At 66.1% G+C, this 22,973-nt stretch carries 18 protein-coding genes and 1 pseudogene; 10 read left to right on the top strand and 9 right to left on the bottom strand.

Going from position 1 to position 22,973, the window contains the following annotated elements; all coding sequences use genetic code 11:
- Positions 1 to 228: 228 nt before the first annotated feature.
- Positions 229 to 471 (bottom strand): hypothetical protein, encoded by a 243-nt coding sequence (locus ACZLZQ_RS00310; protein WP_472947546.1) that lies wholly within the window; start codon positions 469 to 471, stop codon positions 229 to 231.
- A 228-nt stretch (positions 472 to 699) separates the two neighbouring features.
- Here ACZLZQ_RS00310 and ACZLZQ_RS00315 point away from each other — a divergent pair, with 228 nt between their 5' ends.
- Entirely contained in the window at positions 700 to 894 is a 195-nt protein-coding gene (locus ACZLZQ_RS00315; RefSeq protein WP_472947547.1) for a hypothetical protein, read from the top strand.
- A 19-nt stretch (positions 895 to 913) separates the two neighbouring features.
- Here ACZLZQ_RS00315 and ACZLZQ_RS00320 read toward each other — a convergent pair whose 3' ends face one another.
- Positions 914 to 1,711 carry a fatty acid desaturase gene (locus ACZLZQ_RS00320; RefSeq protein WP_472947548.1) on the bottom strand — a complete coding sequence of 266 codons (798 nt, stop codon included), beginning with the start codon at positions 1,709 to 1,711 and terminating at the stop codon, positions 914 to 916.
- 301 nt (positions 1,712 to 2,012) lie between these two features.
- Here ACZLZQ_RS00320 and ACZLZQ_RS00325 point away from each other — a divergent pair, with 301 nt between their 5' ends.
- On the top strand, positions 2,013 to 2,570 hold the full coding sequence (locus ACZLZQ_RS00325) for a DUF2585 family protein (RefSeq protein ID WP_472947549.1): 558 nt from the start codon (positions 2,013 to 2,015) through the stop codon (positions 2,568 to 2,570).
- Positions 2,571 to 2,699: 129 nt separating this feature from the next.
- The gene (locus ACZLZQ_RS00330) at positions 2,700 to 3,239 is read left to right on the top strand and encodes a sterol desaturase family protein (RefSeq protein WP_472947550.1); all 540 of its coding nucleotides are present in this window, start codon (positions 2,700 to 2,702) and stop codon (positions 3,237 to 3,239) included.
- Positions 3,240 to 3,301: 62 nt separating this feature from the next.
- Here the strand turns inward: ACZLZQ_RS00330 and ACZLZQ_RS00335 are convergent, their stop codons facing one another.
- From ACZLZQ_RS00335 to ACZLZQ_RS00345, 3 genes are read right to left on the bottom strand one after another with little or no spacing between them, the layout of a single operon-like run.
- Positions 3,302 to 6,730, bottom strand: a complete 3,429-nt coding sequence (locus ACZLZQ_RS00335) for an SbcC/MukB-like Walker B domain-containing protein (protein WP_472947551.1) — start codon at positions 6,728 to 6,730, stop codon at positions 3,302 to 3,304.
- Positions 6,723 to 7,472, bottom strand: a complete 750-nt coding sequence (locus ACZLZQ_RS00340; protein WP_472947552.1) for a DUF4194 domain-containing protein — start codon at positions 7,470 to 7,472, stop codon at positions 6,723 to 6,725. Before ACZLZQ_RS00340 ends, ACZLZQ_RS00335 begins: the two co-directional genes overlap by 8 nt.
- Entirely contained in the window at positions 7,462 to 8,865 is a 1,404-nt protein-coding gene (locus ACZLZQ_RS00345) for a Wadjet anti-phage system protein JetA family protein (RefSeq protein ID WP_472947553.1), read from the bottom strand. Before ACZLZQ_RS00345 ends, ACZLZQ_RS00340 begins: the two co-directional genes overlap by 11 nt.
- A 367-nt stretch (positions 8,866 to 9,232) precedes the next feature.
- Here ACZLZQ_RS00345 and ACZLZQ_RS00350 point away from each other — a divergent pair, with 367 nt between their 5' ends.
- Together ACZLZQ_RS00350 and ACZLZQ_RS00355 are read left to right on the top strand one after the other, a co-directional pair.
- Positions 9,233 to 11,107: a heavy metal translocating P-type ATPase gene (locus ACZLZQ_RS00350; RefSeq protein WP_472948417.1), complete on the top strand. Its 1,875-nt coding sequence runs from the start codon at positions 9,233 to 9,235 to the stop codon at positions 11,105 to 11,107.
- A gap of 39 nt (positions 11,108 to 11,146) precedes the next feature.
- Positions 11,147 to 11,596 (top strand): universal stress protein, encoded by a 450-nt coding sequence (locus ACZLZQ_RS00355; protein WP_472934902.1) that lies wholly within the window; start codon positions 11,147 to 11,149, stop codon positions 11,594 to 11,596.
- A 236-nt stretch (positions 11,597 to 11,832) separates the two neighbouring features.
- On the opposite strand, the gene ACZLZQ_RS00360 is transcribed toward ACZLZQ_RS00355, so the two are convergent.
- Positions 11,833 to 13,602: an SLC13 family permease gene (locus ACZLZQ_RS00360; RefSeq protein ID WP_472947554.1), complete on the bottom strand. Its 1,770-nt coding sequence runs from the start codon at positions 13,600 to 13,602 to the stop codon at positions 11,833 to 11,835.
- Between the two features lie 290 nt (positions 13,603 to 13,892).
- Here ACZLZQ_RS00360 and ACZLZQ_RS00365 point away from each other — a divergent pair, with 290 nt between their 5' ends.
- Positions 13,893 to 14,510, top strand: coding sequence for a hypothetical protein (locus ACZLZQ_RS00365; protein WP_472947555.1), 618 nt, complete (start codon positions 13,893 to 13,895; stop codon positions 14,508 to 14,510).
- Here the strand turns inward: ACZLZQ_RS00365 and ACZLZQ_RS00370 are convergent.
- Complete coding sequence (locus tag ACZLZQ_RS00370) at positions 14,488 to 14,898, bottom strand: CBS domain-containing protein (protein ID WP_472948418.1); 411 nt, start codon at positions 14,896 to 14,898, stop codon at positions 14,488 to 14,490. The two genes, ACZLZQ_RS00365 and ACZLZQ_RS00370, sit on opposite strands and share 23 nt — an antisense overlap.
- Positions 14,899 to 15,061: 163 nt before the next feature.
- Here ACZLZQ_RS00370 and glgX point away from each other — a divergent pair, with 163 nt between their 5' ends.
- Positions 15,062 to 17,329, top strand: coding sequence for a glycogen debranching protein GlgX (glgX, locus tag ACZLZQ_RS00375; protein WP_472934898.1), 2,268 nt, complete (start codon positions 15,062 to 15,064; stop codon positions 17,327 to 17,329).
- A 256-nt stretch (positions 17,330 to 17,585) separates the two neighbouring features.
- On the opposite strand, the gene mbfA is transcribed toward glgX, so the two are convergent.
- Together mbfA and ACZLZQ_RS00385 are read right to left on the bottom strand one after the other, a co-directional pair.
- Positions 17,586 to 18,569 carry an iron exporter MbfA gene (mbfA, locus tag ACZLZQ_RS00380; RefSeq protein WP_472947556.1) on the bottom strand — a complete coding sequence of 328 codons (984 nt, stop codon included), beginning with the start codon at positions 18,567 to 18,569 and terminating at the stop codon, positions 17,586 to 17,588.
- 147 nt (positions 18,570 to 18,716) lie between these two features.
- Positions 18,717 to 19,628 (bottom strand): mechanosensitive ion channel domain-containing protein, encoded by a 912-nt coding sequence (locus tag ACZLZQ_RS00385; protein ID WP_472947557.1) that lies wholly within the window; start codon positions 19,626 to 19,628, stop codon positions 18,717 to 18,719.
- A gap of 300 nt (positions 19,629 to 19,928) precedes the next feature.
- Here ACZLZQ_RS00385 and ACZLZQ_RS00390 point away from each other — a divergent pair, with 300 nt between their 5' ends.
- The 3 genes and pseudogenes from ACZLZQ_RS00390 (at position 19,929) to ACZLZQ_RS00400 (ending at position 22,834) form a co-directional block, all read left to right on the top strand.
- Positions 19,929 to 20,240, top strand: a complete 312-nt coding sequence (locus ACZLZQ_RS00390) for a hypothetical protein (RefSeq protein WP_472947558.1) — start codon at positions 19,929 to 19,931, stop codon at positions 20,238 to 20,240.
- Positions 20,241 to 20,374: 134 nt separating this feature from the next.
- A pseudogene (locus tag ACZLZQ_RS00395) lies at positions 20,375 to 22,109 on the top strand (sensor histidine kinase).
- A complete protein-coding gene (locus tag ACZLZQ_RS00400; protein ID WP_472934893.1) occupies positions 22,106 to 22,834 on the top strand; it encodes a response regulator in 729 nt (242 codons plus the stop codon). Before ACZLZQ_RS00395 ends, ACZLZQ_RS00400 begins: the two are co-directional and overlap by 4 nt.
- Positions 22,835 to 22,973 lie beyond the last annotated feature (139 nt).

The following is a 22,973-nucleotide window of genomic DNA, read 5'->3' on the forward strand; positions in this document are numbered from 1 at the left end:
AAAGCCCGCAATCACGGGATGTAGGCAGCGCAGAACTGCCCTTTTTTCGACGGTCCTGGCACGTCCGACTACCCTAGCGCCGGGTAGGCATGACACCTGACATCGAACGCCAGCGACCGACGACAGTTCACTTAAAACTGCTGGTCTGTTCCCGACCTTATGGTGCCGTTCCGACCCGTTCTCAGCACACTGGGAAGCAGAGGTTCAGAGCCAACCGCCCGGTTCGCTTTACCGGCCCGTCGCCACGATGACGACCACCAAAGTCAGCAGCCACATCAGAACGCCGATCCAGCCCGCCATTGGTGGTGTGAACACGAGACGGCGTTCTTCATCCTGGTAGCAGCCAAGCCATCTGCCCGGCCTCTCCGACGTCCAGCTGGCAGCCCTGATCCGGCCCATACTCAGAATGGGAAGGAGCACCCGCGCGGTATGATAGCCGGCGATGTCAGCAAGGACGTCTACAACGAACACCCTGCTCAGCCTCCCCACCTAGCCCACGCAACGCGATACCATACTGTATACGCTGGAGGTGGATCAAAACTGTCAGCTATCGCGCATGTTGCAACTGGAAGCTGCCAGTCAGTTTTCCACCCCGCCTTGCTATCGGAACGGCCGCGTGAATTGCGCCGGAGCGGCCATTCCTTCGATACGGCAGCGCAGGGTTGTTTTCGGAACCGCACTCTCGCGGCAAGGCGAACCATGGCTGGGCTGAAGGTGGTGGCAGCAGATGTTGCCGGACAGGTTGCCGATCCCCAGAACGCCGGCGGCACGACGGTTCACGTCGATGGCACCAACGGGCTTCTCGTCGACGGCGCCACTCTGGTTTCCGCCGATACCGGGTGCCCCTCTCCTGCCGCGCAAGCTGATGTCGGTCAGTCAGGTCAGTTCTTTTGAACCTCGGACGGCGTGAACGTCAGGACTGCCGACCTTCCCGCCAATGGGCCGGCAGGCCCCACCACGGGACCCAAGGCTGCGTGTGGTGCTCGTGGTGGTAGCCGAAGTGGAAGCAGGAAAGGAGCGACGCCAGGTACCCGAACTCGTTCGAGCGCGCATTGTGCTCGTCGGCGAATCCGTTCTCCTCCTCGTGACGGTGCGGGCGGAAGGTGCCGAAATAGAACAGCTGCAACGACGACAGCAGCGATGGCAGTCCATAGAACAGGACGACGTTCAAGACCGGGGCGCGGAAAACGAGGATGTAGCTGGCCACCACCGTGCACACGAAAAGGATGGAGCGGCGCCCGAAATACCGCGTGAAGAAGGTGCGGAACCATGGCCAGAAACGATCGGGCTCGTCGGCGCAGAAGTCGGGGTCGTCGGCGGTGCCCGGAGCGTCATGGTGGGCCATGTGCGCGCTGCGAATCTGGCGCCACGCAAAACCCGCATAGATCGTCAGGATGAAGGTGCCGATGAACGTGTTCAGCCGCGTCCAGCCGGGCGCGAGCGAGCCGTGCATGGCATCGTGCGCGACGATGAAGAGGCCTACCGTCAACCAGCACTGCAAGGCGATGATGATGGGAACAAACGCCAGCGTGCTCCAGCTGAGATCGAGAAAGAAAACCGTCGCGACGTGGATCGTCATCCAGGCAACGAGCACGCAGCCCGCAAGCGACAGACCGATGGCCGCCTGAAACGGACGGAGCCGCGGCCTCTGCGCGGTCGTGTCTTCGCGCGGGGCGAAAAGTTTCGGGCTGATCGGGGTGACCTCACTCATCTCCATCTTTTTATCCTAATCTGCGGGGTCAGCGGGCGGCATGCGGCGTATCGCCTCCCGACACTCCCGTTGGAGAGATTGGGCAGGTCAGCGTTGTTTAAAGGGCTTCGGCCAATGGCGGTTGATTTGCACGCCAGAAGGTCGAGAGGGTCAACCCTCGCCCTGAGGCGCAAGAAGTCAAACCAAACGATCGGGATCAAGCGCCACACAGGGCTATGGACCAGGTCGATGGCGGCTCCATATCTCGCGGGCAATGACAGAAGCCTCCCCCGATGCGAACCAGGGTCGTCTCGCGCCCTTCATGACCCCAGAGCGGTCCGACGCAGCGAAGCCGTCGCTCGGCGCTTGCGCGCTGTGGATGCTCCTCGTCAATGGCGTGGCCGCAGGCTTGCTCTGGCTGTTCGGGCGTTCGTTCCTGCCCCGGCTCGAGCCGCTTCGTCTGTGGAGTGCTGGCTTCGAGGAGGGAGCCAACTCCCAGCATCTATCGGATCCCTACTCGTTCATGCACGGCGTCTTCGGAGCCGGCCTGTACGTCTTCATCAACGGACTGAAGCCTGGCTGGTCGACCCGCGCCAAGATGATGGTCGCGGTGATGGGGAGCGCCGTCTGGGAGGTCGTCGAGAACACGCCGCCGGTGATCCGCCTGTTCAACGAGTCGGGCCAGCCGGGCGCCTATGCGGGCGACAGCATCCTCAACTCCATGAGTGACACCGGCTGCGTGATCCTCGGCTTCTTCGTTGCCCAACTGATCGGGTGGCGCGCCACGCTGGTGATGGCGATCCTGATCGAGGTGGTGCTGTCTTTGTCGATAGGGGACGGCCTCTTGCTCGGGGCGCTGAAGGTGCTCGGCCTCGTCTGAAGGGGTGCCGACCGAGGCATGGCCTGCGAGGATAAGGCGCAGCCTTCAAGGCTTGCCAGCCATCGGCCGATCCCCATATCTTCGGCAACCGACGCCGCGCCCGTCAGACGCGTAAACCGCAGAGCTGCCATGACATTTGAGATTCTCCTATACGTCCTCATAGCGCTCGTGACTGTGGCGGCGATGGAGGGTTTTGCCTGGGCGATGCACCGATACGTCATGCACGGACGGAGCGGCTGGGCCTGGCACAAGTCGCACCACGAGGAGACCGAGGGGCTTTTCGAGAAGAATGACCTCTACGCCGTGGTGTTCAGCGGCTTCGCGGTCGCCCTGTTCTTCGTCGGGCAGGCACTGTCTCCGGTGATCCTGGCGATCGCGTGGGGCATAACGCTCTATGGCCTGCTCTACTTCATCGTCCACGATGGTCTCGTTCACCAGCGTTGGCCGTTCCGCTACGTTCCGCATCGGGGCTATGCCAAGCGCCTGGTTCAAGCCCATCGCCTTCACCACGCGGTGGAGGGGCGCGGCCACTGCGTCTCTTTCGGCTTTCTCTACGCGCCGCCGATCGACAAGCTGAAACAGGAACTGCGTCGCTCTGGAGTTCTCGACCGTGAGCGCATCGAGCGCTCGGTGACGGCCCAGGGGTCGGCCCATGCGCCGGTGCGCTAGGCCGGAACATATCCTTCAATTCCTCTTGCCGGAGGCCTCCAACCTGGACGCCGGTCGTTCTCTCAGGTTGCGATCACGGCCGACCGCAGGTCTTTGAGGTCGCGGTGGTCCGGGTTCAGTTCGGCCAGCGCCTGCTTTGCCGCCTCGCGGGGATGCTCGGTGTCGATGTAGACGGAGGTGCCGTCGAGAGACTTGTTGACGAGAACGATGGTGTCGAGAACCTCGCTGAAGGTCGCCCGCTTGTCTTCTGGCCCGGCGATCAGAAGCTGGAGGCCCATGTCCTTGAAGAAGCGCAGCAGCGCCTGGGTATTGGGGACGTCGAGCTTGTTGAAGGCTTCGTCGAACAGCGCGAGCCCCATGCCGACCGGGCGACCGGCGATGTGGCCGGGGAAGTAGGCCAGTGACAGCGAGGCGGCGATCGCGACGTAGAACGGCACCTGCGCCTCGCCGCCCGAGCCCTTCATCGCCCGCGACGACAGGCTGGTCCGGGCGCCCTTTGCGTCCGTCATGACGATCTCGAAGGTGAAATACTGGCGGTAGTCCGCCATGGCCGAGGCGTCCTCGCCCCCCTCGATCATCGCCTCCACATCCTCCATCGACGCCTCGAAGACCGCCTCCGAGAGATCGCCATCGGCGACCCTCGCCGCTAGATCGTGCAGGCGGGCGAAGCGTCCGTCGACGGCATAGGTGAAGGCATAGGTCTGGCCGGTGAAGCGGTGGCGCCGCAGTAGACGGTTCATCGCTTCCATGCGGTGCGGGACATTGCCGAGCTTTTCGGACAACCGCGTTAGGAGATCCTCGCGCAACATCCGGCGCATCTCGCCCGCCGCACTCGCGCAGGCCTCGCGGTGAACCCTCAGATCGTTCTCCTCGAGACGCTGTCGCTCCTCCTCGATCCAGCGATAGCCGGCGATCATGCTGTCGGCGTCGACCACCGGAACGGCGATCCGCCACTGCGCCGCGTAGTCGCCGAGATCCCGCAAAGCGGCCAGCTGGTCGCGCCGTGCCCGTCCCTCGGCAAGGTCGGCGCCGGTACGCGCTTCGTTGCGGCAGGCCGCGAGCCAGGCCATCAGGTCGCGGCGCGGGGCACCGCCGGCGCGGACCTCGTCCCGGAAGGCGGCGCAGACCTCGGCGGCCGAGCGCGTCTTGCCGTCGAGGCGGGCGAGCGCACGGTTGGTCTCGCTCTCCAGCGCCGCAAAGGCACTCCGGCGAAGGGCGACAGCTGCTTTCAGCTTTTCCGCGGCGACCGTCTCCCGGGCCCTCGCATGGGCGACGGCCTGCTGCAGGCCGTCGATCTTCGGCTCGACCTCCTCGGCCAGTTCCGCGGCATGGGCGTCGCGCTCGGCCCGGATGTCGTCGAGCTCGGCGCGGAGCCCGGCAGCGTCGCTTTCCTCCACGGACCGGCGGTCGCGCAGGAGCGCGCTGTGCCGGAGGTGCGCCGTGGTGGCGCGGTGCTCCATTTCGGCCAGCGGCGGATCGGCGGTCAGGACCTGGAGGATGCCGGGCACGCGGCGCGCGGCGGCGCGGATCTCGTTGAGGCGCATCGTCGCCCCGGCGAGTTCACGCTCGATGCGCGCACGGCTGCCGTCGGGCCGATCGGCACCGGGAGCACCAACCTGCCGCCCGAGGAGGAGTTCCTTCAGCTCGCGCTGGACGGAGAGGCTCATGCCGGACGACGTCTTGCCGTTGCGCATGATGCCGCGATCGAGACGGTCGAGCTCCGCCTCGCTGTCCGCCTTGCGGAAGCCGCCGATACGGACGGTGAGGAACGCCAAAGCGTGCCGGTCCTCCGTGCGAAGCGCCTCGAGAATGCTGCCCGGCGGCGTGTTCGTGCGGGTCGAGGCGGTGGCGCTCGTCTTCACCAGCGTGCAGCCAGCAAACGCGTTCCGGTTCTGCCACATCAGATCGAAGGCGCGCGGCAACAGCGGTGGCTGGACGATGATCGCCTCGCGGCCCCGCCCGAGCAGCGCCTCGGCCGCATACTGCCAATCGGGATCGGCGACCCCGACAACGTCGCACAGCGGAACGGCGGGGATGCCCGCGGCGGCGAGCGCCGTCAGAAGCGCCCCGACCTCCCGCGACAGAACACCGCCACCCGTCCGTGATGGGCTGACGGCCGTTCGCTGCAGTTCCTCCTGCAGATGGCGCACCTCGTCCTGAAGGCTGTGGGTGAGATCATCGAGCGCTGTCTGCAGCGCATCGAGATCGCTGGCTCTGGAGAGAAGGTCCTGGACCTCCTCGGCACGCCCGCGGAGTGCCTCGTGAAACAGCTTTCCCACTGGCACCAGCGCCAGGGCCTGGCGCGCCGCCTCTCGGGCGGAAAGAATGCCGGGATGCTGAACGTCGGCCAGGGACGACAGGCGCACGAGATCAGCGAGCGCCCCGCGGATCCGGGTCCAGGCGGATTCCGCCTCGCGCAGATCGCGCTCGGCGAGCTTTGCCTCGGCATCGATCTGTCGGAGCTGCGCCTCGCCGCTGGCCGCGCCGAGCAAGGCCTGCTTGGAGCGGATCTCTTCGTCCCAGTTGCGGATCCATTCGCGGCGGCTGGTCAGCACATGGCGCTCGACATCGAGGCTGGCCGATCGGGTCCGTGAAAGTTCGCGGGCGGAGCGCAATTCGAGGGCTGCCCGGGTCGCGTCCGCAGCGGCCGCCCGCCAGCGCAGTCGGTCCGCCTCGACGCGCGCTGTCCCCCAGGCCTCGAACCGGGAGCAAATCCGGCTGACGCGCTGATGCTTGGCCTCCGCCTCCTCGATCAGCGCTTCCAGCTCCCGCCAGGTCGCGATCGAGGTGCGGACGCGCTGCACATCCAGCGGATCGGGCTCCAGCACGAACTCGCGCACGAAGACCGTGGGGTCGAAGATCGGCTTGAAGGCCAGCGCGTTGGAGAAGGCGCGCAGGAAGTGGCGGGCATTCGGCGGCGAGGCGGCGCCGCGCATCGCCGCCAGCATGTCGGCGGTGAAGCGTTCGGCCGAGGACTTGTACTCGGCCATGTCCGGATGCGCCTTGCGTAGGTCCGCGGCGACCTCCGCGAAGGGCGCAATAATCGAGACCCCGTCCTCCTCGCGGCGCAGGGCTGCGATCGAGAAGTCGTGCCCGGGGATGATGAAGCGCGACAGCACCTCCTCGCGGCTGTCGCCATGGCGGGCCGCGAAGGCGACGCCGACCGACAGGGCCACCCCCGTGTATTCGTGGACAAAGGTCAGCGCGAGGATGCTCTCGCAGGACTTGCGCAAGGGCCGCCCATCCTGCGCGGGATCTCCGGTCATGCCGAGGCAATATTCGAGCACACTGCGCGACGAGCGACCGCTGGCGCTCGCATTGAGGTTCAGGCGGTTGTGATTGCCGCCGGTGATGACGGTCTGGATCGCGTCCTGGATGGAGCTCTTGCCGGCGCCGGTCGGCCCAATCAGGGCGGCCTCGCCGCGGATCTCGATGTCTTGGGCATCGATCAGATACCAGTTGGAGATCGAGATCCGGCGCAGGCTATACAAGAGTACTGCCCCGGCCGGCCGGCCGCTGAGCCACGATATCGGCCGACGCCGCGCTGCGCTCGATTTCCACCGCCGTGCGGTCCGGATCGAGGCTTGCGCTACGCTCGGCGGGCGGCGCCGCGACCCAGGCCATCAGATCCTCGACGTAGGAGTCCGGCACCAGGACAGCGATCCCGGGGAGGATGGAAAGCGGCGATACGCGGCCCACCCGGTCGCGCTCGCCGAGACGGACGGCGCCGTTGCGCTGGAAGCGGCGCAGGATGTCGAGCAGGCGCATCTCGTCGGGCGGGACGCCTTGCGTCGCGCTTTCGATGCGGTCGACGAGCGTATCGGTCGTCCGTTCCACGACACCGCCATCCCCGATCTCGTGGGCCCGCATCGCCTCCTCCCAGAGCAGGCGCAGCGCCAGGAGAACGATCGTCTCGTCCTTGCGCAGCCGCTCGAACATACCGTCGTAGCGCGCCTCGTCGCCGGGAACGACGAGCGCCACCATCTGATCACGGGCCGCCACCTCAAGCCGGTAGCCGAGGGCGCCGAAATAGCGTTCGTAGAAGGTCGGATAGGCACGGACGAGATCATAGGTCCGGCCAAGCCCCGGCGTGTGCGAGTATATGCACTGGCGCGTGAGCAGCACCTGCAGCGAACGCGTCATCTCCTCGGCCGACGGGCGACGGCCGGCGATATGGCCGCCGGCCCAGTCGCCGTCGACGATATCGCGAAATTCGTCGGTCTCACGCTGCATCACTATCCCTAGGCATTCGCCGTCGTATCAGAAAATCCTGGCAGGAGATCCAGTCGTTGGAGCAGCGGCCAGGCAGGAGGACGAGCTCGAAGCGGGACGCCAAGGCCCCGTTAAAGATCGAGGGGAGTTCCCGCAGTCGCTGGAAGGCGACGAAGTCCTCCACCGTCTCAAGCATGATATCCTTGGCGCGAACCTCCGTCTTCTCGCCGAGGACCTTATCCACATAGCTTGCAAGCACCGGCGCCGTGACGCGGGTGCGCCGGACATACTCGGCCTTGGCCCGGGCATAGACGAGCGCGCCGGGATCGGGGGGAACGTCCCGGATGACGGTCTGGGCGACGACCGCCCGCTCGCGGCGCGGCGCCGGCACGTGGACGGGGCCGAGCGGCAGGATGCGCGGCAGAAGGGCGGTCGCGACCGGAACATCCTCGCGGCCGTCGTCGGCCAAGGCCTTGATGGCGTCGACGAGGCGCACCTGCGAGGGGTTGATGATCCGGTCCATGTAGCGGGCCGTGTTGACGATCCGCCGCTCGATCCGCGCAACGGTGGCGTCAATGGCATCGAGATGCAGGTCGGCGGCGTCGAAAACGGCGATGACCTCCGCGATCTCCTCCCGCACCCGCTCCTGCCCGGCCCCCGCGTCATCCGCCCTGCCCTCCCTGGCATAGGCCTCTCCCAGCCTTGCCACGAGGTCGTCGTCCATCATCATCTCGTTCGCCTGGCGGACGATGGCGGCGCGGAACCGGAACGGATTGTCCTTCGTGTGCAAGGTCTTGAAGTCGCGGATGAGGTGGCGCTCGACGAAATCCTCGAAGAAATGCCGGAACACCTCCCGGACACTCGGTTGCTTCAGGATCCGGTCTTCGGCCTGGCGGAGCGAGATCGAGACCGTGCGCATGTGGGCCGCGAACTCGTTCGCGCCCCGAAGGGCGTTGCGAAGGCTTTCGGACCGCTCGTCTGGCTCCGCAGCGGTTCCCTCCAGCGCGCCGAGAACGCCGAGGACCGCGCCGCCATAGCTGCGCGCCTCGCCCTTCTCGATCTCGGCCAAGGCTTGGACGAGGATGCTCGCCTCGGGATTGAAGTCGACGAGGCGCACGTATCGCTCCCGGTGCTCGACAAGCCACCCGGTGTCCACAAGCCGCTGATAGACGGCGCGCGCGCGGTCGTCGCCGGACGGCTCCAGCGCCTCCTCGTCGGCAACGGGTTCCTGCGTGGCTTCCCATCGCAAGAGGAAGTCCTCGACCTCGCTGACGACATCGGCACGGCGCGGTGCCTCCGGCGCGAGTTCGAAGGTGCGGTGATAGAGATGCAGCAGGAGGTCGGAGTAGAGCCGCCGCGACGGGGAAGCCAGCGGCTTGAACAGATCGGGCGGCAGGACGTCGAAGAGCGGCATTCGTTTCCTGGGCGCGTCGACGGGACAACTGCGGGCGAGGAGCAGTCCGCCTCCATATCGATCTAAGGGCACTGGATCAACCAAGGCAGGGCGGATCGAGGTCCGGCGCGGGAGGCCCGACCGGCCCGCACTCTGTCAGCGGCGCCGAAGACGGCGCCGGGTTTGCGCCAGATCAAGGCATCGGTGCGCCGTCCATGCTGAGAGAGAGTGACCGTCTCCGGGAGTTCGGCGCGACTTCAGAGGCTGCGGCGAGGCTTTGTGCCAGACCATCGCCGGGGGACAGCTTGAACGCCCGGCTCAGATGGATGCACGCTCTACCTCGGGCGGCATGTCGAACCTGCCGGACCTCTGGAGGAGGCACGCCATGATGATGCCATCGACTATCGTGCCGGTCGAAGCGGTCCGCTTTGCCGAGCGCGAAAGGCGGTTGTCGAGGCTGTTGCCAATCGGCTGCGCGGTGGCAGGGCTCGGCGCCGGCACCGCAGCCTTCCTGCTCGGCGAGGGAGAAGCTGCCGATCTGATCTGGTCGGCAGGCGTCCTGCCGGTCCTCGCCATCCTTCTCTGGCAGATCGCCTTGAGCCTTCGCCGCGGCGATGTCGGGCTGGACCTCGTGGCCGCCCTCTCGATGGCTGCGGCACTGCTGATCGGAGAGACACTCGCGGCGGCCGTCGTCGCGCTGATGTATGCCAGCGGGCAGGCGCTCGAGGCTTATGCCGCGGGCCGGGCCAACCGCGAGATGAACGCGCTTCTCGACCGCGTCCCGCGCACGGCGGTGCGGTATTCAGGCGAAACCCTCGCCACCATCCCGATTTCGGAGGTTGCCGCCGGCGACCGCCTGCTCGTCCATCTCGGTGATGTCCTTCCCGTCGACGGAACGGTTTCGGGATCGGCGCTGCTCGACGAGGCGCCGCTCACCGGCGAATCCCTTCCGGTGACGAAACGCGACGGCGACGCCGCGATGAGCGGCTCGACCAATGTCGGCGCAGCTTTCGACCTCGTGGCGAGTGAGCCGGCCGCCCGGAGCACCTATGCCGGGATCGTCCGCCTCGTCGAAGAAGCGACGACGTCGCAGGCACCGATGACGCGCCTCGCCGATCGCTACGCCCTCGGCTTCATGGCGGTGACCCTCGGGCTCTCGGCGCTGGCCTGGTGGCTGTCCGGCGATCCCGTCCGCGCCGTCGCGGTCCTCGTCGTCGCAACGCCGTGCCCGCTGATCCTTGCGGTTCCCGTCGCCATCGTTTCCGGCATCTCCCGGGCGGCCAAGGTCGGCGTTCTCGTCAAGGGCGGCGCCGCGCTCGAAACGCTCGGCCGCATCAGGACGCTCGTCGTCGACAAGACGGGAACCCTGACACACGGGACCGCCGCCGTGTCGGAAATCGTCGTCGGCGAAGGCTGGACGGAGACCGAAGTCCTGTCGCTCGCCGCCAGTCTCGATCAGGCGTCGCAGCATGCCGTCGCCAAGGCCGTCGTCGCCGCCGCGGTCGAACGCGGGCTCGCCCTTTTGCTACCGACCGAGACGCGGGAGGTGCCGGGCGAAGGCGTCGAGGGGCGCGTTGCCGGGCGCCGCGTGCGCGTCGGCGGCAAGGGCTTCGTCGCCGCGGGAATGGCCGATGCCGAAAGGGCGCTGCTGACCGCTGCCGTTCCCGCAGGCGCCCTCACCGTCGCGCTAGCCGTCGACGGCGCCTTTGCCGGGCTCGTCCTGATGCGCGACGCGCTCCGCCCGGATGTTACCGGGACGCTGGCGCGGCTGCGGACGCTCGGCGTGACGCGGATCGTGCTTGCCACCGGCGACCGCCGGGATGTCGCGCTCGCCATCACCGAGAGCCTCGGCCTCGACGAGATCGCCGCTGACCTCGTGCCGGAGGACAAGATCGCGCTGGTGCGGCGCGAGAAGCAACGGGCACCGGTGATGATGGTCGGCGATGGCGTCAACGATGCGCCGGCTTTGGTCGCCGCCGATCTCGGCATCGCCATGGGCGCCAAGGGGGCCGCCGCATCGGCGGAGGCGTCGGACGTGATCCTCCTGCGCGACAGTCTCGACGGGCTCGTCGAGGCCATGGCCATCGGCCAGCGCTCCCGAAAGATCGCGCTTCAAAGTGTCTTCGCGGGAATCGGGCTTTCCGGGATCGGGATGGTGGCCGCGGCAATGGGCTACCTGCCGCCCGTGCAAGGCGCACTCCTTCAGGAGGCGATCGATGTCGCGGTCATCCTGAATGCGCTGCGCGCCCTTCGTCCGGCCTGACGGCCGCCACAGCCCCCTTTTGCCCCCCGGAGACCGCAGATGTACAAGCATGTCCTCATCGCATCCGACGGCTCGGACCTGTCAACCAAAGGGGTTGCGGCCGGCCTCGAACTCGCAAAGCTGGCCAAAGCCAAAGTCACCATCCTGACAGTAAGCGAAGCCTTTCCAGTCTTCGACCTCGTGTCCAAGCTGGGTCTGTTCCAGGACCCGGCCGTGCTCGAAGGTTACAACACCAGTTGCGGCAAATGGGCAGACAAGGTCCTTGCCAGCGCCACCGCCGCCGCCGCAGCAGAGGGTGTGGAATGCGAGACCCTCTACATACCCGGCAGCTCGCCGGCCGACGCGATCCTCGAGACCGCGAAGTTCCGGTCTTGCGACCTGATCGTGGTGGCGTCCCACGGCCTGCGGGGTTTCGAGCGCTTCGTCATCGGCAGCCAGGCCTCTCGTGTCGTGCAGGGCGCCAGTGTGCCGGTGCTGGTGGTTCGCTAACCGAGCACGCCATCCCGGACGATCGTCAGCAGGCTGACCCTGCTGACCCTTGGTTCCGCGACACCGGTCCTGCGCTGACCAGGTCACCGCCAAAGACGGAACGCCGTTTTAGTCTGGAGAGTGGCGGTCGCAGTGCCCAGGTTCCGCGCACTGTTCGACGTCCGGTGCGGTTGTCGTTTCGGGCCCGCGAGAGATGCCACCCCCCGCGCTAATCGATCTGCGGGCAGAGCGGCAAATCAGAATGGCCAGACGAGTGAGATCAGCAACGTCCCACAGACGACGACGATAACCGAGAGCGGCAGGCCCAGCCGCCAATAGTCGCCGAATTTGTAGCCGCCGGGGCCCATGACGATCGTATTACACTGGTGGCCGATGGGCGTCAGGAAGTCGCAGGCCGCGCCGAGGGCGACGCCCATCAGGAAGGGATCCGGGTTGAGCCCGAGCTTGATCGCCACCGACGCTGCGATTGGCGCCATCATCAGCACCGTCGCGGCATTGTTGAGGAAGGGCGTGACGGCCATGGCGAGGATGATGACGACGGCGAGCGCGAGCGACGGCGCGAGCCCCGACAGCAGCGGCGAGAGCCAGGCCGCGATCAGGTCGGTGCCGCCGGTGGTCTGGATCGCCTCGCTGATCGGAATGAGCGCGGCGAGGAGCACGATCACCGAGGCCTCGACGGAGTGATAGGCATCCGACATGCTCATCACCCGCAGCAGCAGCAAGGTCACCGCCGCACCAAAAAACGCGACGGCGGCGCTGGCGATGCCCGCGGCCGTCAGGGCCATCGCGATGGCCAGCACCGCGATCGGCACGTAGCTGCGCCGGTTGCGGCCAAGGACGATGCGACGCTCGGCGAGCGGCAAGAGGTTCAAGGCGCCGAGGGCCTGTGAAATGTCGTCGGCAGTTCCCTTGAGAACGACGACGTCGTTTGCCCTGAGCTTCAGGGATGAAAGGCGCTGGCTGATCGGCTGCCCGCCCCGGCTGATCGCCAGCACGGCGACTTCCGGATATTGCTGCATGACGCCGCGGATGACCGGCAGCCCGATCACCGACGACGCCGGCGACACGATCGCCTCGACCACCGTCTCCGTCTCGACGTCGGCGGCGGCTGCGGTGATCGTCTCTCCCGCCAGCCGCAGTTCCGACCGGGCGATGGCGCGCTCGAGATCCTCGGGATCGCCGGCGATGAGCAGCACGTCGCCGCCACGCACCGGCATGTCGGGCGACGGCACGAGCCGGCGGAAGCGTTCCCGGATGACCCAGCGGATGCGGATGTCTCCGTCGCCGAGCGCCTCGATCTCACCAACGGTTCGGGACGCGGAGGCCGAGCCCTCGGGGATGACGGCCTCGACAGTGTAGGCATCGAGATTGAAGCTGGCGGACACCGTGCCGCCCGGCTTGCGTTTGGGAAGGAGGCCCGAGGCGAGCGAGAGGAAAATGAAGCCCGCCGCCGCCACGCCGAGGCCGACCGGAGCGTAGTCGAACATGCCAAACGGCTTGCCGGACACGTCGACCCTGATCTTCGAGACAATGATGTTCGGCGACGTGCCGACCAAGGTCACCAGGCCGCCGATGAGCGAAGCGAAGGACATCGGCATCAGGAAGCGCGAGATCGACGTGCCGCTGCGCTTGGCGACCTGGGCCGCCACCGGCATGAAGATCGCCAGTGCGCCGACGTTCTTCGTCACCATCGACATCAGCATGGTCGCCCCGACGAGGATCGGCACCTGGCTTCGGGCCGACTTCATGTACGGCAGAAGCGGGCGCATCAGGTCCTCGACGAAACCCGATCGCGCGACGGCGGAGCTGATGATCAGCGCGCCGGCGACAATGACGACGACATTGTCGGAGAAGCCGGTAAAGGCCTGATCGAACGGCACGATGCCGAGCACCAGCCCGGCGAACAAAGCCGCGACCGCCACCAGATCATAGGGCAAGCGCCCCCAGATGAAGCCGACGACGGTCGCGAAAACGAGGCCGAAAGCCAGGGCTTGGTCGATCGTCATTCTGAGGCTTTCGAGAGAGGCACGCGGTGATGCGACCCGGCGTCTGATAGCCGGGCTTTCCCGGCAGCTTGCGAGGATGGCGGGAGGGTAGAGCGAGCGCGAAAGGCGACAATGGCTGACCCACGCTTTTGCCCATGGCGTTTGGCGTCCTGCGCGGCATAGCCGCAGGGCCTTCGCGGCACGCTTATTACCGGCGGGTTGGAACACCTCCGGCTCCAAACCGTCCTTGGAGGGAGTTTTCACTGCCCCAACCCCGGTTTGGCCCGGCGCCAAAGATTGGATCTTTCGTGATGGAAAACGACAAGTCCCCCCGCGCGATCGATCCGGTCACCAGCGGCGTTCGAGACGGCGAGGTGCAGGCGCTGGTGGAACTGGCGGATCGCCCGTTCTCGGAAGCGCCGCCCGCCGACATGGGGCGGACCTCGTCCCTCGGAGAGATTTCCTTCGAGGAGTTGCGCTCGGAGATCCTTCTGAAGGCGCTCGCCTCCAAGGTGCTCGGCGCACACCTCGATAACCGTTTTCAAACCTCCTACCCGCTCGTCCTTGATCTCTCGGTGGTGACGCCGGAGGTCCGTTCGCTGATGCTGGAAGTGGCGGCGGCGGCAGCGGTCTCGGTGGACCTGTCGGCAGTGCAGCTGGAGGCAGCCGCCCGTGGTCTCGCGTCCATCCGCGCCGATGCCGCCGCCATCGCCGCCTTCCACCAAGCAGCCAGCCAGCCGAGGGCGCTGTCGCTGATCCTGGCGGAAACGGCAAAGGCGGGGTTCGCTGAATATGCCTATGCGGTGTCGTTGGTCACGCTGTCCGGCGTCGACAACGATCTGGCCTCGATTCATCTTAGCTATGTCGCAGCGCGCCTCACCCTGACGCGGGAGCTGACGCGGAGCCTTAACCGGCGCTTTCGGACCTGACCTCCTGAAGAGCTTCCGGTATCGCGCGCGTCTCCAGTAGCAGCTTGCGCGAAATGTCGGCCAAGGTCAGCCAGCCGACGATCTCGCCGGTATGATCCCTGACCCCCAGCCGCCGGATGTGATTTGCCGCCATCGTGCTCATGGCCTCGTTCACTCCATCGTCGACGCGGCAACAGATGATCGGGGACGACATGATTTCGGTGGCGACCATGGACGACGGGTCACCGCCCTTGGCGACGACCCGGTAGAGGATGTCCCGGACGGTCACGACACCCAGCGGATCCGAAGGGCTGCCGACCGGTACCGCCCCGACGTCCAGATCGCCCATCAGTTCGGCGAGCGAGCGCGCCGTGTCCTCCGGCGCTGCAAAATCCACGATGCGGCTCATCAATTCGGCAACTCTCACGACAACCCTCACGGTGATTTTGCAGTGCGATATAACGCACGGTTCGGGATTGTGTTCACCCGCAACTTAATAAGGCAGGGAGCGGAACGAACGGCATCGGCGGCACTTTCGACCTCGTCTTTGTATCCGAACACTGTGAGCCCGCATGACAATCCATACCCCGGTCGAGAAGTCTGCCACCCCGGCCTTTAGTCCGCCTTCGTCGCGGTCTCAACTTGAGGAGGGAAGGCCCTATCCTCTCGGCTCCACATGGGACGGGCGCGGCGTCAACTTCGCGATCTTCTCCGCCCACGCCACGAAGGTGGAGCTCTGCCTTTTCGACGCCACCGGAACGCAGGAGATCGAGCGGATCGAGCTCCCGGAATATTCCAACGAGATTTTCCACGGGTACCTGCCGGCGGCGCGCCCGGGTCTCACCTACGGCTACCGCGTGCACGGCCCCTACGATCCAAAGGCCGGTCATCGCTTCAACCACCACAAGCTGCTGCTCGACCCGTATGCCAAGCAGCATGTCGGCGAGCTGGTGTGGGACCATGCCCTGTTCGGGTACACGATCGGCCATAAGGACAAGGACCTGTCCTTCGATACCCGCGACAGCGCGCCGTTCGTGCCGAAATGCCGCGTGGTCGACCCGGCCTTCACCTGGGGCGAAGAGCGCAAGCCGAACGTGCCGTGGGAACGGACGATCTTCTACGAGACCCACGTCAAGGGCTTCACCCAGACTCACCCTTCCGTTCCCGAGAGCGACCGCGGAACCTTCGCCGGCCTGATGCACGCGGATGTCGTCGCCTACATCAAGAGCCTCGGCGTGACCTCGGTCGAGCTACTGCCGATCCATGCTTTCGTCGATGACAGCTACCTCGTCGAGAAGGGCCTCCGGAACTACTGGGGCTATAACTCGCTCGGCTTCTTTGCCCCGGACCCGCGCTATTGCTCGACGCCCTTCGTTAACGAATTCAAGGAGATGGTTTCGCAGTTCCATCATTCGGGACTGGAGGTCATCCTCGACGTCGTCTACAACCACACGGCCGAAGGCAACGAACTCGGCCCGACCTTGTCGTTCAAGGGCATCGACAACGCGACCTATTATCGCCTGATGCCGGACGACAATCGCTACTACATCAACGATACCGGCACGGGAAACACGGTGAACACCGCGCATCCGCGGGTGATGCAGATGGTGACGGACTCGCTGCGCTACTGGGCCGGCGAGATGAAGGTCGACGGCTTCCGTTTCGACCTCGCGACCATCCTGGCACGCGAGCCGACCGGCTTCGACGAAGGTTCGGGCTTCCTGCACGCGTGCATGCAGGATCCGCTGCTGGCGCAGACCAAGCTGATCGCCGAGCCGTGGGATTGCGGCCCGGGAGGCTATCAGGTCGGACGTTTCCCCCCCGGTTGGGCCGAGTGGAACGACGGCTACCGCGACACCATCCGCTCGTTCTGGCGGGGCGACGAGGGCAAGATTCCGGCTGTCGCGGGAAAGTTCAGCGCATCGGCCGACATCTTCGACCGGCGGGGCCGCAAGCCTTGGGCGTCCGTGAATTTCATCACGGCCCATGACGGTTTCACGCTGCACGACACGGTCTGCTACAACGACAAGCACAACGACGCGAACGGCGAAGACAACCGCGACGGCCACTCGCACAATCTCTCGTGCAACTACGGCGTCGAGGGGCTGTCGGACGACCCGGAAATCAACAACGTCCGCTTCCGGCAGCTGCGCAACTTCTTTGCGACCTTGCTGTTCTCGCGGGGCACGCCGATGATCCTGGCGGGCGACGAGTTCGCGCGGACGCAGAACGGCAACAACAATGCCTATGCCCAGGACAACGAGATCGGCTGGGTCAACTGGGATGTATCGCCGGAGGGCAAGGACCTCGCGGAGTTCGTGCAGAAGCTGATCATGCTCCGTCAGTCGCTGCCGATGCTGCGCCGGGGCAAGTTCCTCAGCGGGCGCTACGACGAGGAACTGGGCGTCAAGGACGTGACCTGGATCACGCCTGCCGGAACCGAGTTCGACGAGGTACACTGGGCCGATGCGGGGGCGCGCTGCTTCGGCGTGCTGCTGGACGGCCGGGCACAGGCCGCCGGCATCCGTCGTCCGGGCACCGATGCGACCATGATGATCGTCATGAACGCCCATCATGACGTCGTGAACTTCACCTTGCCAGAGGCTGCCGGCGGCACGCGCTGGCAGTGCGTGGTCGACACCAACCTGCCGGACCGCGAGGAGTTCGCGCCGTTCGACTTCGGGTTCGAATACATGGTCACCGGGCGCTCTTTCCTCGTTTTCATGCTGGAGCCGAGCGAGGGCGAACGCGGGCAAGCCGAGGCGCAGCGCTCCTTCGCGCATGTGTCCGAAGCCTTCGATCGGGCCTTCGTGGACCGCGTCCACTTTCCTCGAGACTGAAGTACAAAAGGGCGCCGTTGCACTCCAGCGACGCCTTTAAATAAAAAGTTAAATAAAAAGTGCAGAGGGCTGTGCGATGTTTACATCGCGCAGCCCTCTGCACTGAAAGCGGTCATCAGAAGAATGGCTTAACCCTCGGCACCCGAACGAAAGGCACTAACCCTCGCTTCGATATGAGGCATTGTAGGGCATTCGTTGTCCCGTCATCGCGGGTGCCGCGGCACCCTCTGTATATTTGATCGAGAAGCCATCGCAGTCAGCCGCCGCCGATCAGGATGCCCGCGGCGAGGACGAGCGCGCCGCCGACGACGATCTGAAGGGTGGCCCGCACGATCGACGTCTCCAGGAAGCGGTGCTGGATCCAGACGATCGCCCACAGTTCGAGAAAGACGACGGCGAAGGCGATGGCGGTCGCCGTCCAGAAGTCCGAGATGAGATAGGGGAGCGCATGACCGAGCCCACCGACGGCGGTCATGATGCCGGAGGCCAGACCCCGCTTCAGCGGCGAGCCGCGGCCGGAGAGCACGCCGTCGTCATGGGCGGCCTCGGTGAAGCCCATCGAGATGCCCGCGCCGACAGCGGCGGCAAGGCCCACCAGCAGCGTCGTCTTGGTGTCGTGCGTCGCGAAGGCGGTGGCGAAGATCGGCGCGAGGGTCGACACCGAGCCGTCCATCAGACCGGCAAGCCCCGGCTGGACCAAGGTCAGGATCAGCTGCTTGCGTGCCGTCTGGTCTTCACCCGCGCGTGCCTCTCCCGTCAGATGGACCTCCTCCAGCGAGTTGGCCTTGCCCTTATGCCGGCGCTCCGCTTCCGCCAGGTCGCCGAGCAAGCGGCGGGTGGAGGGGTCGCCGACGCGCTTGGCGGCCTCGTCGTAGAACCGGCAAGCGGCATCCTCCATCCGGTCGGCTTCCGCCCGCATCTGCTCGATCCCGAGATTGGCGACCAACCAGATCGGACGCCGGCTGACGTAATCTGCCACATGCTCGCGCCGGATCAGCGGAATGGCCCCGCCGAAACGGCGCTCGTGCTCGGCGATCAGGACGCGGCGGTGGCCGTCCTCCTCCTGTTCCATCTCGCGGAAGACCGCGGCCGTATCGGGAAAATCCTGCGCCAGGCGCTCGGCATAGCCAGAGTAGATCCGCGCATCATCCTCTTCCGCCGATATCGCGAGGGCCAGGATCTCCCGCTCCGACAAATCCTTGAAACGCTTTCTGCCGTTCGCGAACCACCGCATGGCCATGCCCCTAGTTTGGAACCATTCCAATATAGGTGATGGCGTAGCACTGTTGGCGGCGGTGGACCAGTCGGATGGCAGACGAAGGCGGGATCGTCAAAGCGAGCGACCGGCTTCCTTTGGCGGAAGCCGGTCGGCACTGCGCGCCAGGGCTTACGCCGCCTCCCTGCCCGCAATCCGCTCTCCGTGCGGCAGCGTGGAATTGGCGTTCGCATTGTCGAAGCGGCGACCAAAATTGGCGATGGATGCTGCCGCCGACAGCCAGTCGAGAAGGCTGGTCTTCAGCCGGGCCTCGATCTGCGCGGCTTGGCTCGTCGGGCAGAGAAACTCCGCTTCGAGGCAGACCTTGCCGAGTTCGGTCGTCGATATCCTTGTCCTCGGCTCATGCGAGCCGATCGTCACGCCGAGTTCCGCCTCGATCGCCGTTCGCGCTTTTGCTGCGGCGGCCGCGAAAGGCTTGCAGAGACGGGCCGCCTCGCTTCGCCAGATCGCCAGCGCCTCCGCGTTCGACGGCCCGCGGTCGAAGATCACCGCCACGCGGTGCTGCACGAATTCGCGACCGAACCGCTGGCGCCGCGTGGTGGCGTTGAAGAGGTGAATGTTCGACACCACGAGCCGGCGTCCGGTGTAGGCGTATCCAAAGGTACCGTCCCCGGTCTCGTTCAGCGTCGTCGTCAGGAGCGACCGGTCCACGACCTCGCCCCGCACGCCCGCCACCTCGATCCAGTCGCCGATCCGGACCGAGCCGGAGGCGCTGGACACCAAAATACCGAGGGCGCCCTGGATAATTTCTTTCGACACGACGACGAGCGCGACGACGACCGCCGCCAGCGAGACGAGGAGCGTCTGCAACTCGCTGTGCCAGATGATCAAGGTGCCGGTCACCAGCACCGAAGACGAGACAGCCCGCACCAGCGCCAGCCGGCGGCGCTGCTCGGGCGTCAGAACGGTCCGGCAAGGCGCGATACGCCTGGCGGTCAGGCGATTGGCGCCTATCACGCCGAACGCCATGGCGGCCGTCAGGGACAGCGATTGAAGAAGATGGAAATCAAGGATCGAAGACATCGTGTAGTCCTGAACGTTGAGACAGTGGCACGGGGAGAGGGGATACCCTCCGCCGCCGTTCACTGATGCCGCCGTCCTGTTTCCGCCTGATGCCCGGGACGTTTCCCGGTCCGGGAAAGTGGTTTCGGCGCGCCGGACTATTCCGCCTTGTTGTTTCACAGGCATGTCGCGTCACCGAAAGGTTCGGCGGCGACATCTGGACGAAACCATTTTCCCCCGTCTCGAACTGCCGCCGAAACATTCGCTCGCTACTTCCCGGCTCGAAAACCAAACGGCCCCTGGCCCTTCGAGTGCTTCATCATGCTGAACCTCGCCCCCCGGATCCATGACCTGACCACGCGTGTGTCCGTCTCGCCGGCGGCGCTGACGCAGGCGCTCTCCCGGTCCGCCGGAAAGCTCGGCGCTGTCATCCTCGCTCGCTTGCAAGTGACGCGGGGACGTCGGCGCACCATGAATAAGCGGCGATCGGCAAACGTTTTGCCAGGCTTTCACCGCGCGTCGCAGAACCTTTGTGAGTTCGATTACGACTACTACGTCGCCTTGGAGGCGCACCGGCAGGCACAGCCGAGCCGGCTGAACAGGGTGCACCCGTCGCGGGCGCGGGCCGTCTGACGCGCGGAGCGCCGCACTTGGTCGGGGCCATCTGAACTCCTCAGCTTTGCCTCTCCAAACACTGCCGAAGATGTGTAGACTTGACGCAATGGCACCGCCAAGAAAAGGCGCGTGGAAGGGCTGGATCGCTTCCGATGTCGACGGATCTCATGACCTTTGCCGATCCGGCGGGTAATCCCGGGCATGATATCGACCCGCCCCCGGCCGGCTGGAAGCTTGCGGTGATCGACGATGACCAGGCGGTGCATGACGGCACGCGGTACGCGCTCCGGAACTACCGCCTGCAAAGGTCGCGGCTTCGACCTCATCGGCGCCCATTCCGGGGCGGAGGGGTTCGAGTTGCTGCGCCGCAACCCCGACACCGCCATCGTGCTGCTCGACGTCGTCATGGAGACGGAGGATGCCGGGCTGAAGCTCGCCCGGCGGATCCGGGAAGACCTGCACAACGAGTTCGTCCGCATCATCCTGCGGACCGGGCAGCCGGGACAGGCTCCGGAGCAGCGGATCGTCGTCGACTACGACATCAACGACTACAAGGCGAAGACCGAACTGTCGGCGGAGCGTCTGTTCACGACGCTGACGGCATCCGTCCGCAGCTACGAGCAGCTTCGCCGCCTCGAGCACACCCGCGCCGGGCTGGCGTTGATCGTCGCCTCGGCGGCCGAGCTCTACGACAGGCGCTCGCTCGGAACCTTGGCCGAGGGGGTGCTGCTGCAGTTGAACGCGCTGCTGGGCATCGAGGCGGGGGGCATTCTTGTCCTCCGCGAGACCTTGGACGGCGTCCATTCGGTTCTGGCGCGCAGCGGCAGCTTCGCGTCGATGGATGACGGCGCCATCGACTTCGCCACCCTGTTTGCCGATGCCATGCGCGACGGACACGCCCTCGCCTCGCCCCGCCATAAGAGGCTGTATCTGCAGACCAGCAGCGGTGCGGAAATCCTCGTCATCCTCGACGGTCCCGACGCCTTGACCGAGACGCAGGTCGCCCTCGTCAACGTCTTCGCGTCCAAGCTCGGCGTCGCCTTCGACAATGCCCGCCTGCACGAGCGCCTCGCCGAAGCGAATGCCGAACTGGAGCGCCGGGTCGAGGAACGGACGGCGGCGCTCGCCGAGGCCAATGTGAGGCTCGAGGGGCAAGGGGCCCAGTTGCGGCGCGTCAACGCCTTCAAGAACGAGATCCTCGGGACCATCGCGCATGATCTCAAGAACCCGCTGATGGTGATCCTCGGCCGCGCCGAGATGCTGACGGCATTGGCAGCCAAGGGCGGCGGGGACGCGAAAGAGGCGATGGATGTCCAGATCGGATACGTGCGCACCGCGGCGCAGCGCATGAACCGGATTGTCGATGTCTCGGTCGCCGATGCCATGGCGGATGCCTTCGACATCTCGATCGATCGCCGCCACGTCGATCTCGGGAAGATCGTGCGAGCGGTCGCCGAACTGAACGAGGGCCTGGCCGCCGCCAAGCAGCAAACCCTGGAGATCGAGCTCGAAGCGGACCTCCCCATTTCGGCAGATCCGGATCGGTTGATGGAGGTGGTGGAGAATCTCGTGAGCAATGCCGTCAAGTACACCCCGCCCGGCGGCCATGTCCGCGTCACCGCGCGGCGGGTCGGATCCGAGGCGGAAGCGGTTGTCGCCGATAGCGGTCCCGGGCTGAAGCCGGAGGACGTCACCCGTCTCTTCGGACGGTTCCAGCGCCTGTCGGCGCAACCGACGGGGGGCGAGAGCTCCACGGGCCTCGGCCTCTCGATCGTCAGGAAGATCGTCGACCTGCATGGCGGGCGCATCGACATCTCGGAGAGCGGACCGCTCGGCGGCGCCAGCTTCGCCGTGGTCCTGCCGCTGCGTGCTGGGGCAAAGCCATGAGCCTCGACCCGCTGATCATCGTCGTCGACGACGAGACCGACACGCGCACCCTGATCGGCGACTATATCGCCCTCAACGGCTTTCGGGTGAAGCTCTGCGACGGCGGCGATGCCCTGCGTGCCATCTTGCCCGAAGAGACGCCGGCTCTCGTCGTGCTCGACCTCAACATGCCCGGCGAGGACGGGCTGTCGCTCGTGCGCTTTCTGAAAGGCGAGCCGTCTGTCCCAGTGATCATGCTGACGGCGACCGCGAGCCTGATCGACCGCGTGGTGGGGCTGGAACTCGGGGCGGACGACTATCTAGCCAAGCCTTGCGAACTGCGCGAGCTTCTGGCGCGCATCCGCTCCGTCGTGCGCCGCAGCGCGCAACCGCCGCGAACGGTCGGGCCCGCCTTGGCCAGCCTCGAGCCGCCGCGCCGGGAGGTGCGTTTCGGCGCCAAGCTGCTCGATCTCGACACCCAGCTTCTGCGCGACGAGGAAGGCAATGAGTGGCAGCTGATCCCGAGCGAGTTCAATCTGCTGAAGGCCTTTGCCGAGAACCCGCGCCGGGTGCTCACCCGGGAGCGGCTGCTGACGCTTGCCAATGCGCGCGACGTGGATCCCTTCGACCGGTCGATCGACGTTCGCATCACGCGCATCCGCCGCAAGATCGAGGATGACCCAGCGCGACCGACGATCATCCGGACGATCCGAGGCGCCGGCTATCTCTTCGCCCCGGAGGGATAGCCGCCGCGCTGGCGCGGCCTTCATTGCGCGACTGTTGCGGGGCTGAGGTCCACCAAGAAATCTGCCGGAAACATCGGCGGTGAAAGATGCCGGTGCAACGGAGCACGCGGCACGCATGACGGAGCAGGACAACCAGACA

The sequence above is a fragment of the Mesocryomonas lacus genome, from assembly GCF_055730105.2.

Excerpts from the sequence above, each read along its gene's own strand:
- ACZLZQ_RS00350 (WP_472948417.1), top strand. The coding sequence starts at position 9,233 with ATGATGCCATCGACTATCGTGCCGGTCGAAGCGGTCCGCTTTGCCGAG.
- ACZLZQ_RS00325 (WP_472947549.1), top strand. The coding sequence starts at position 2,013 with ATGACCCCAGAGCGGTCCGACGCAGCGAAGCCGTCGCTCGGCGCTTGC.
- ACZLZQ_RS00365 (WP_472947555.1), top strand. The coding sequence starts at position 13,893 with ATGGAAAACGACAAGTCCCCCCGCGCGATCGATCCGGTCACCAGCGGC.
- ACZLZQ_RS00400 (WP_472934893.1), top strand. The coding sequence starts at position 22,106 with ATGAGCCTCGACCCGCTGATCATCGTCGTCGACGACGAGACCGACACG.
- ACZLZQ_RS00360 (WP_472947554.1), bottom strand. The coding sequence starts at position 13,602 with ATGACGATCGACCAAGCCCTGGCTTTCGGCCTCGTTTTCGCGACCGTC.
- ACZLZQ_RS00385 (WP_472947557.1), bottom strand. The coding sequence starts at position 19,628 with ATGTCTTCGATCCTTGATTTCCATCTTCTTCAATCGCTGTCCCTGACG.
- mbfA (WP_472947556.1), bottom strand. The coding sequence starts at position 18,569 with ATGGCCATGCGGTGGTTCGCGAACGGCAGAAAGCGTTTCAAGGATTTG.
- ACZLZQ_RS00320 (WP_472947548.1), bottom strand. The coding sequence starts at position 1,711 with ATGAGTGAGGTCACCCCGATCAGCCCGAAACTTTTCGCCCCGCGCGAA.
- ACZLZQ_RS00345 (WP_472947553.1), bottom strand. The coding sequence starts at position 8,865 with ATGCCGCTCTTCGACGTCCTGCCGCCCGATCTGTTCAAGCCGCTGGCT.
- ACZLZQ_RS00315 (WP_472947547.1), top strand. The coding sequence starts at position 700 with ATGGCTGGGCTGAAGGTGGTGGCAGCAGATGTTGCCGGACAGGTTGCC.
- ACZLZQ_RS00370 (WP_472948418.1), bottom strand. The coding sequence starts at position 14,898 with ATGAGCCGCATCGTGGATTTTGCAGCGCCGGAGGACACGGCGCGCTCG.
- ACZLZQ_RS00390 (WP_472947558.1), top strand. The coding sequence starts at position 19,929 with ATGCTGAACCTCGCCCCCCGGATCCATGACCTGACCACGCGTGTGTCC.
- ACZLZQ_RS00330 (WP_472947550.1), top strand. The coding sequence starts at position 2,700 with ATGACATTTGAGATTCTCCTATACGTCCTCATAGCGCTCGTGACTGTG.
- ACZLZQ_RS00340 (WP_472947552.1), bottom strand. The coding sequence starts at position 7,472 with ATGCAGCGTGAGACCGACGAATTTCGCGATATCGTCGACGGCGACTGG.
- glgX (WP_472934898.1), top strand. The coding sequence starts at position 15,062 with ATGACAATCCATACCCCGGTCGAGAAGTCTGCCACCCCGGCCTTTAGT.
- ACZLZQ_RS00355 (WP_472934902.1), top strand. The coding sequence starts at position 11,147 with ATGTACAAGCATGTCCTCATCGCATCCGACGGCTCGGACCTGTCAACC.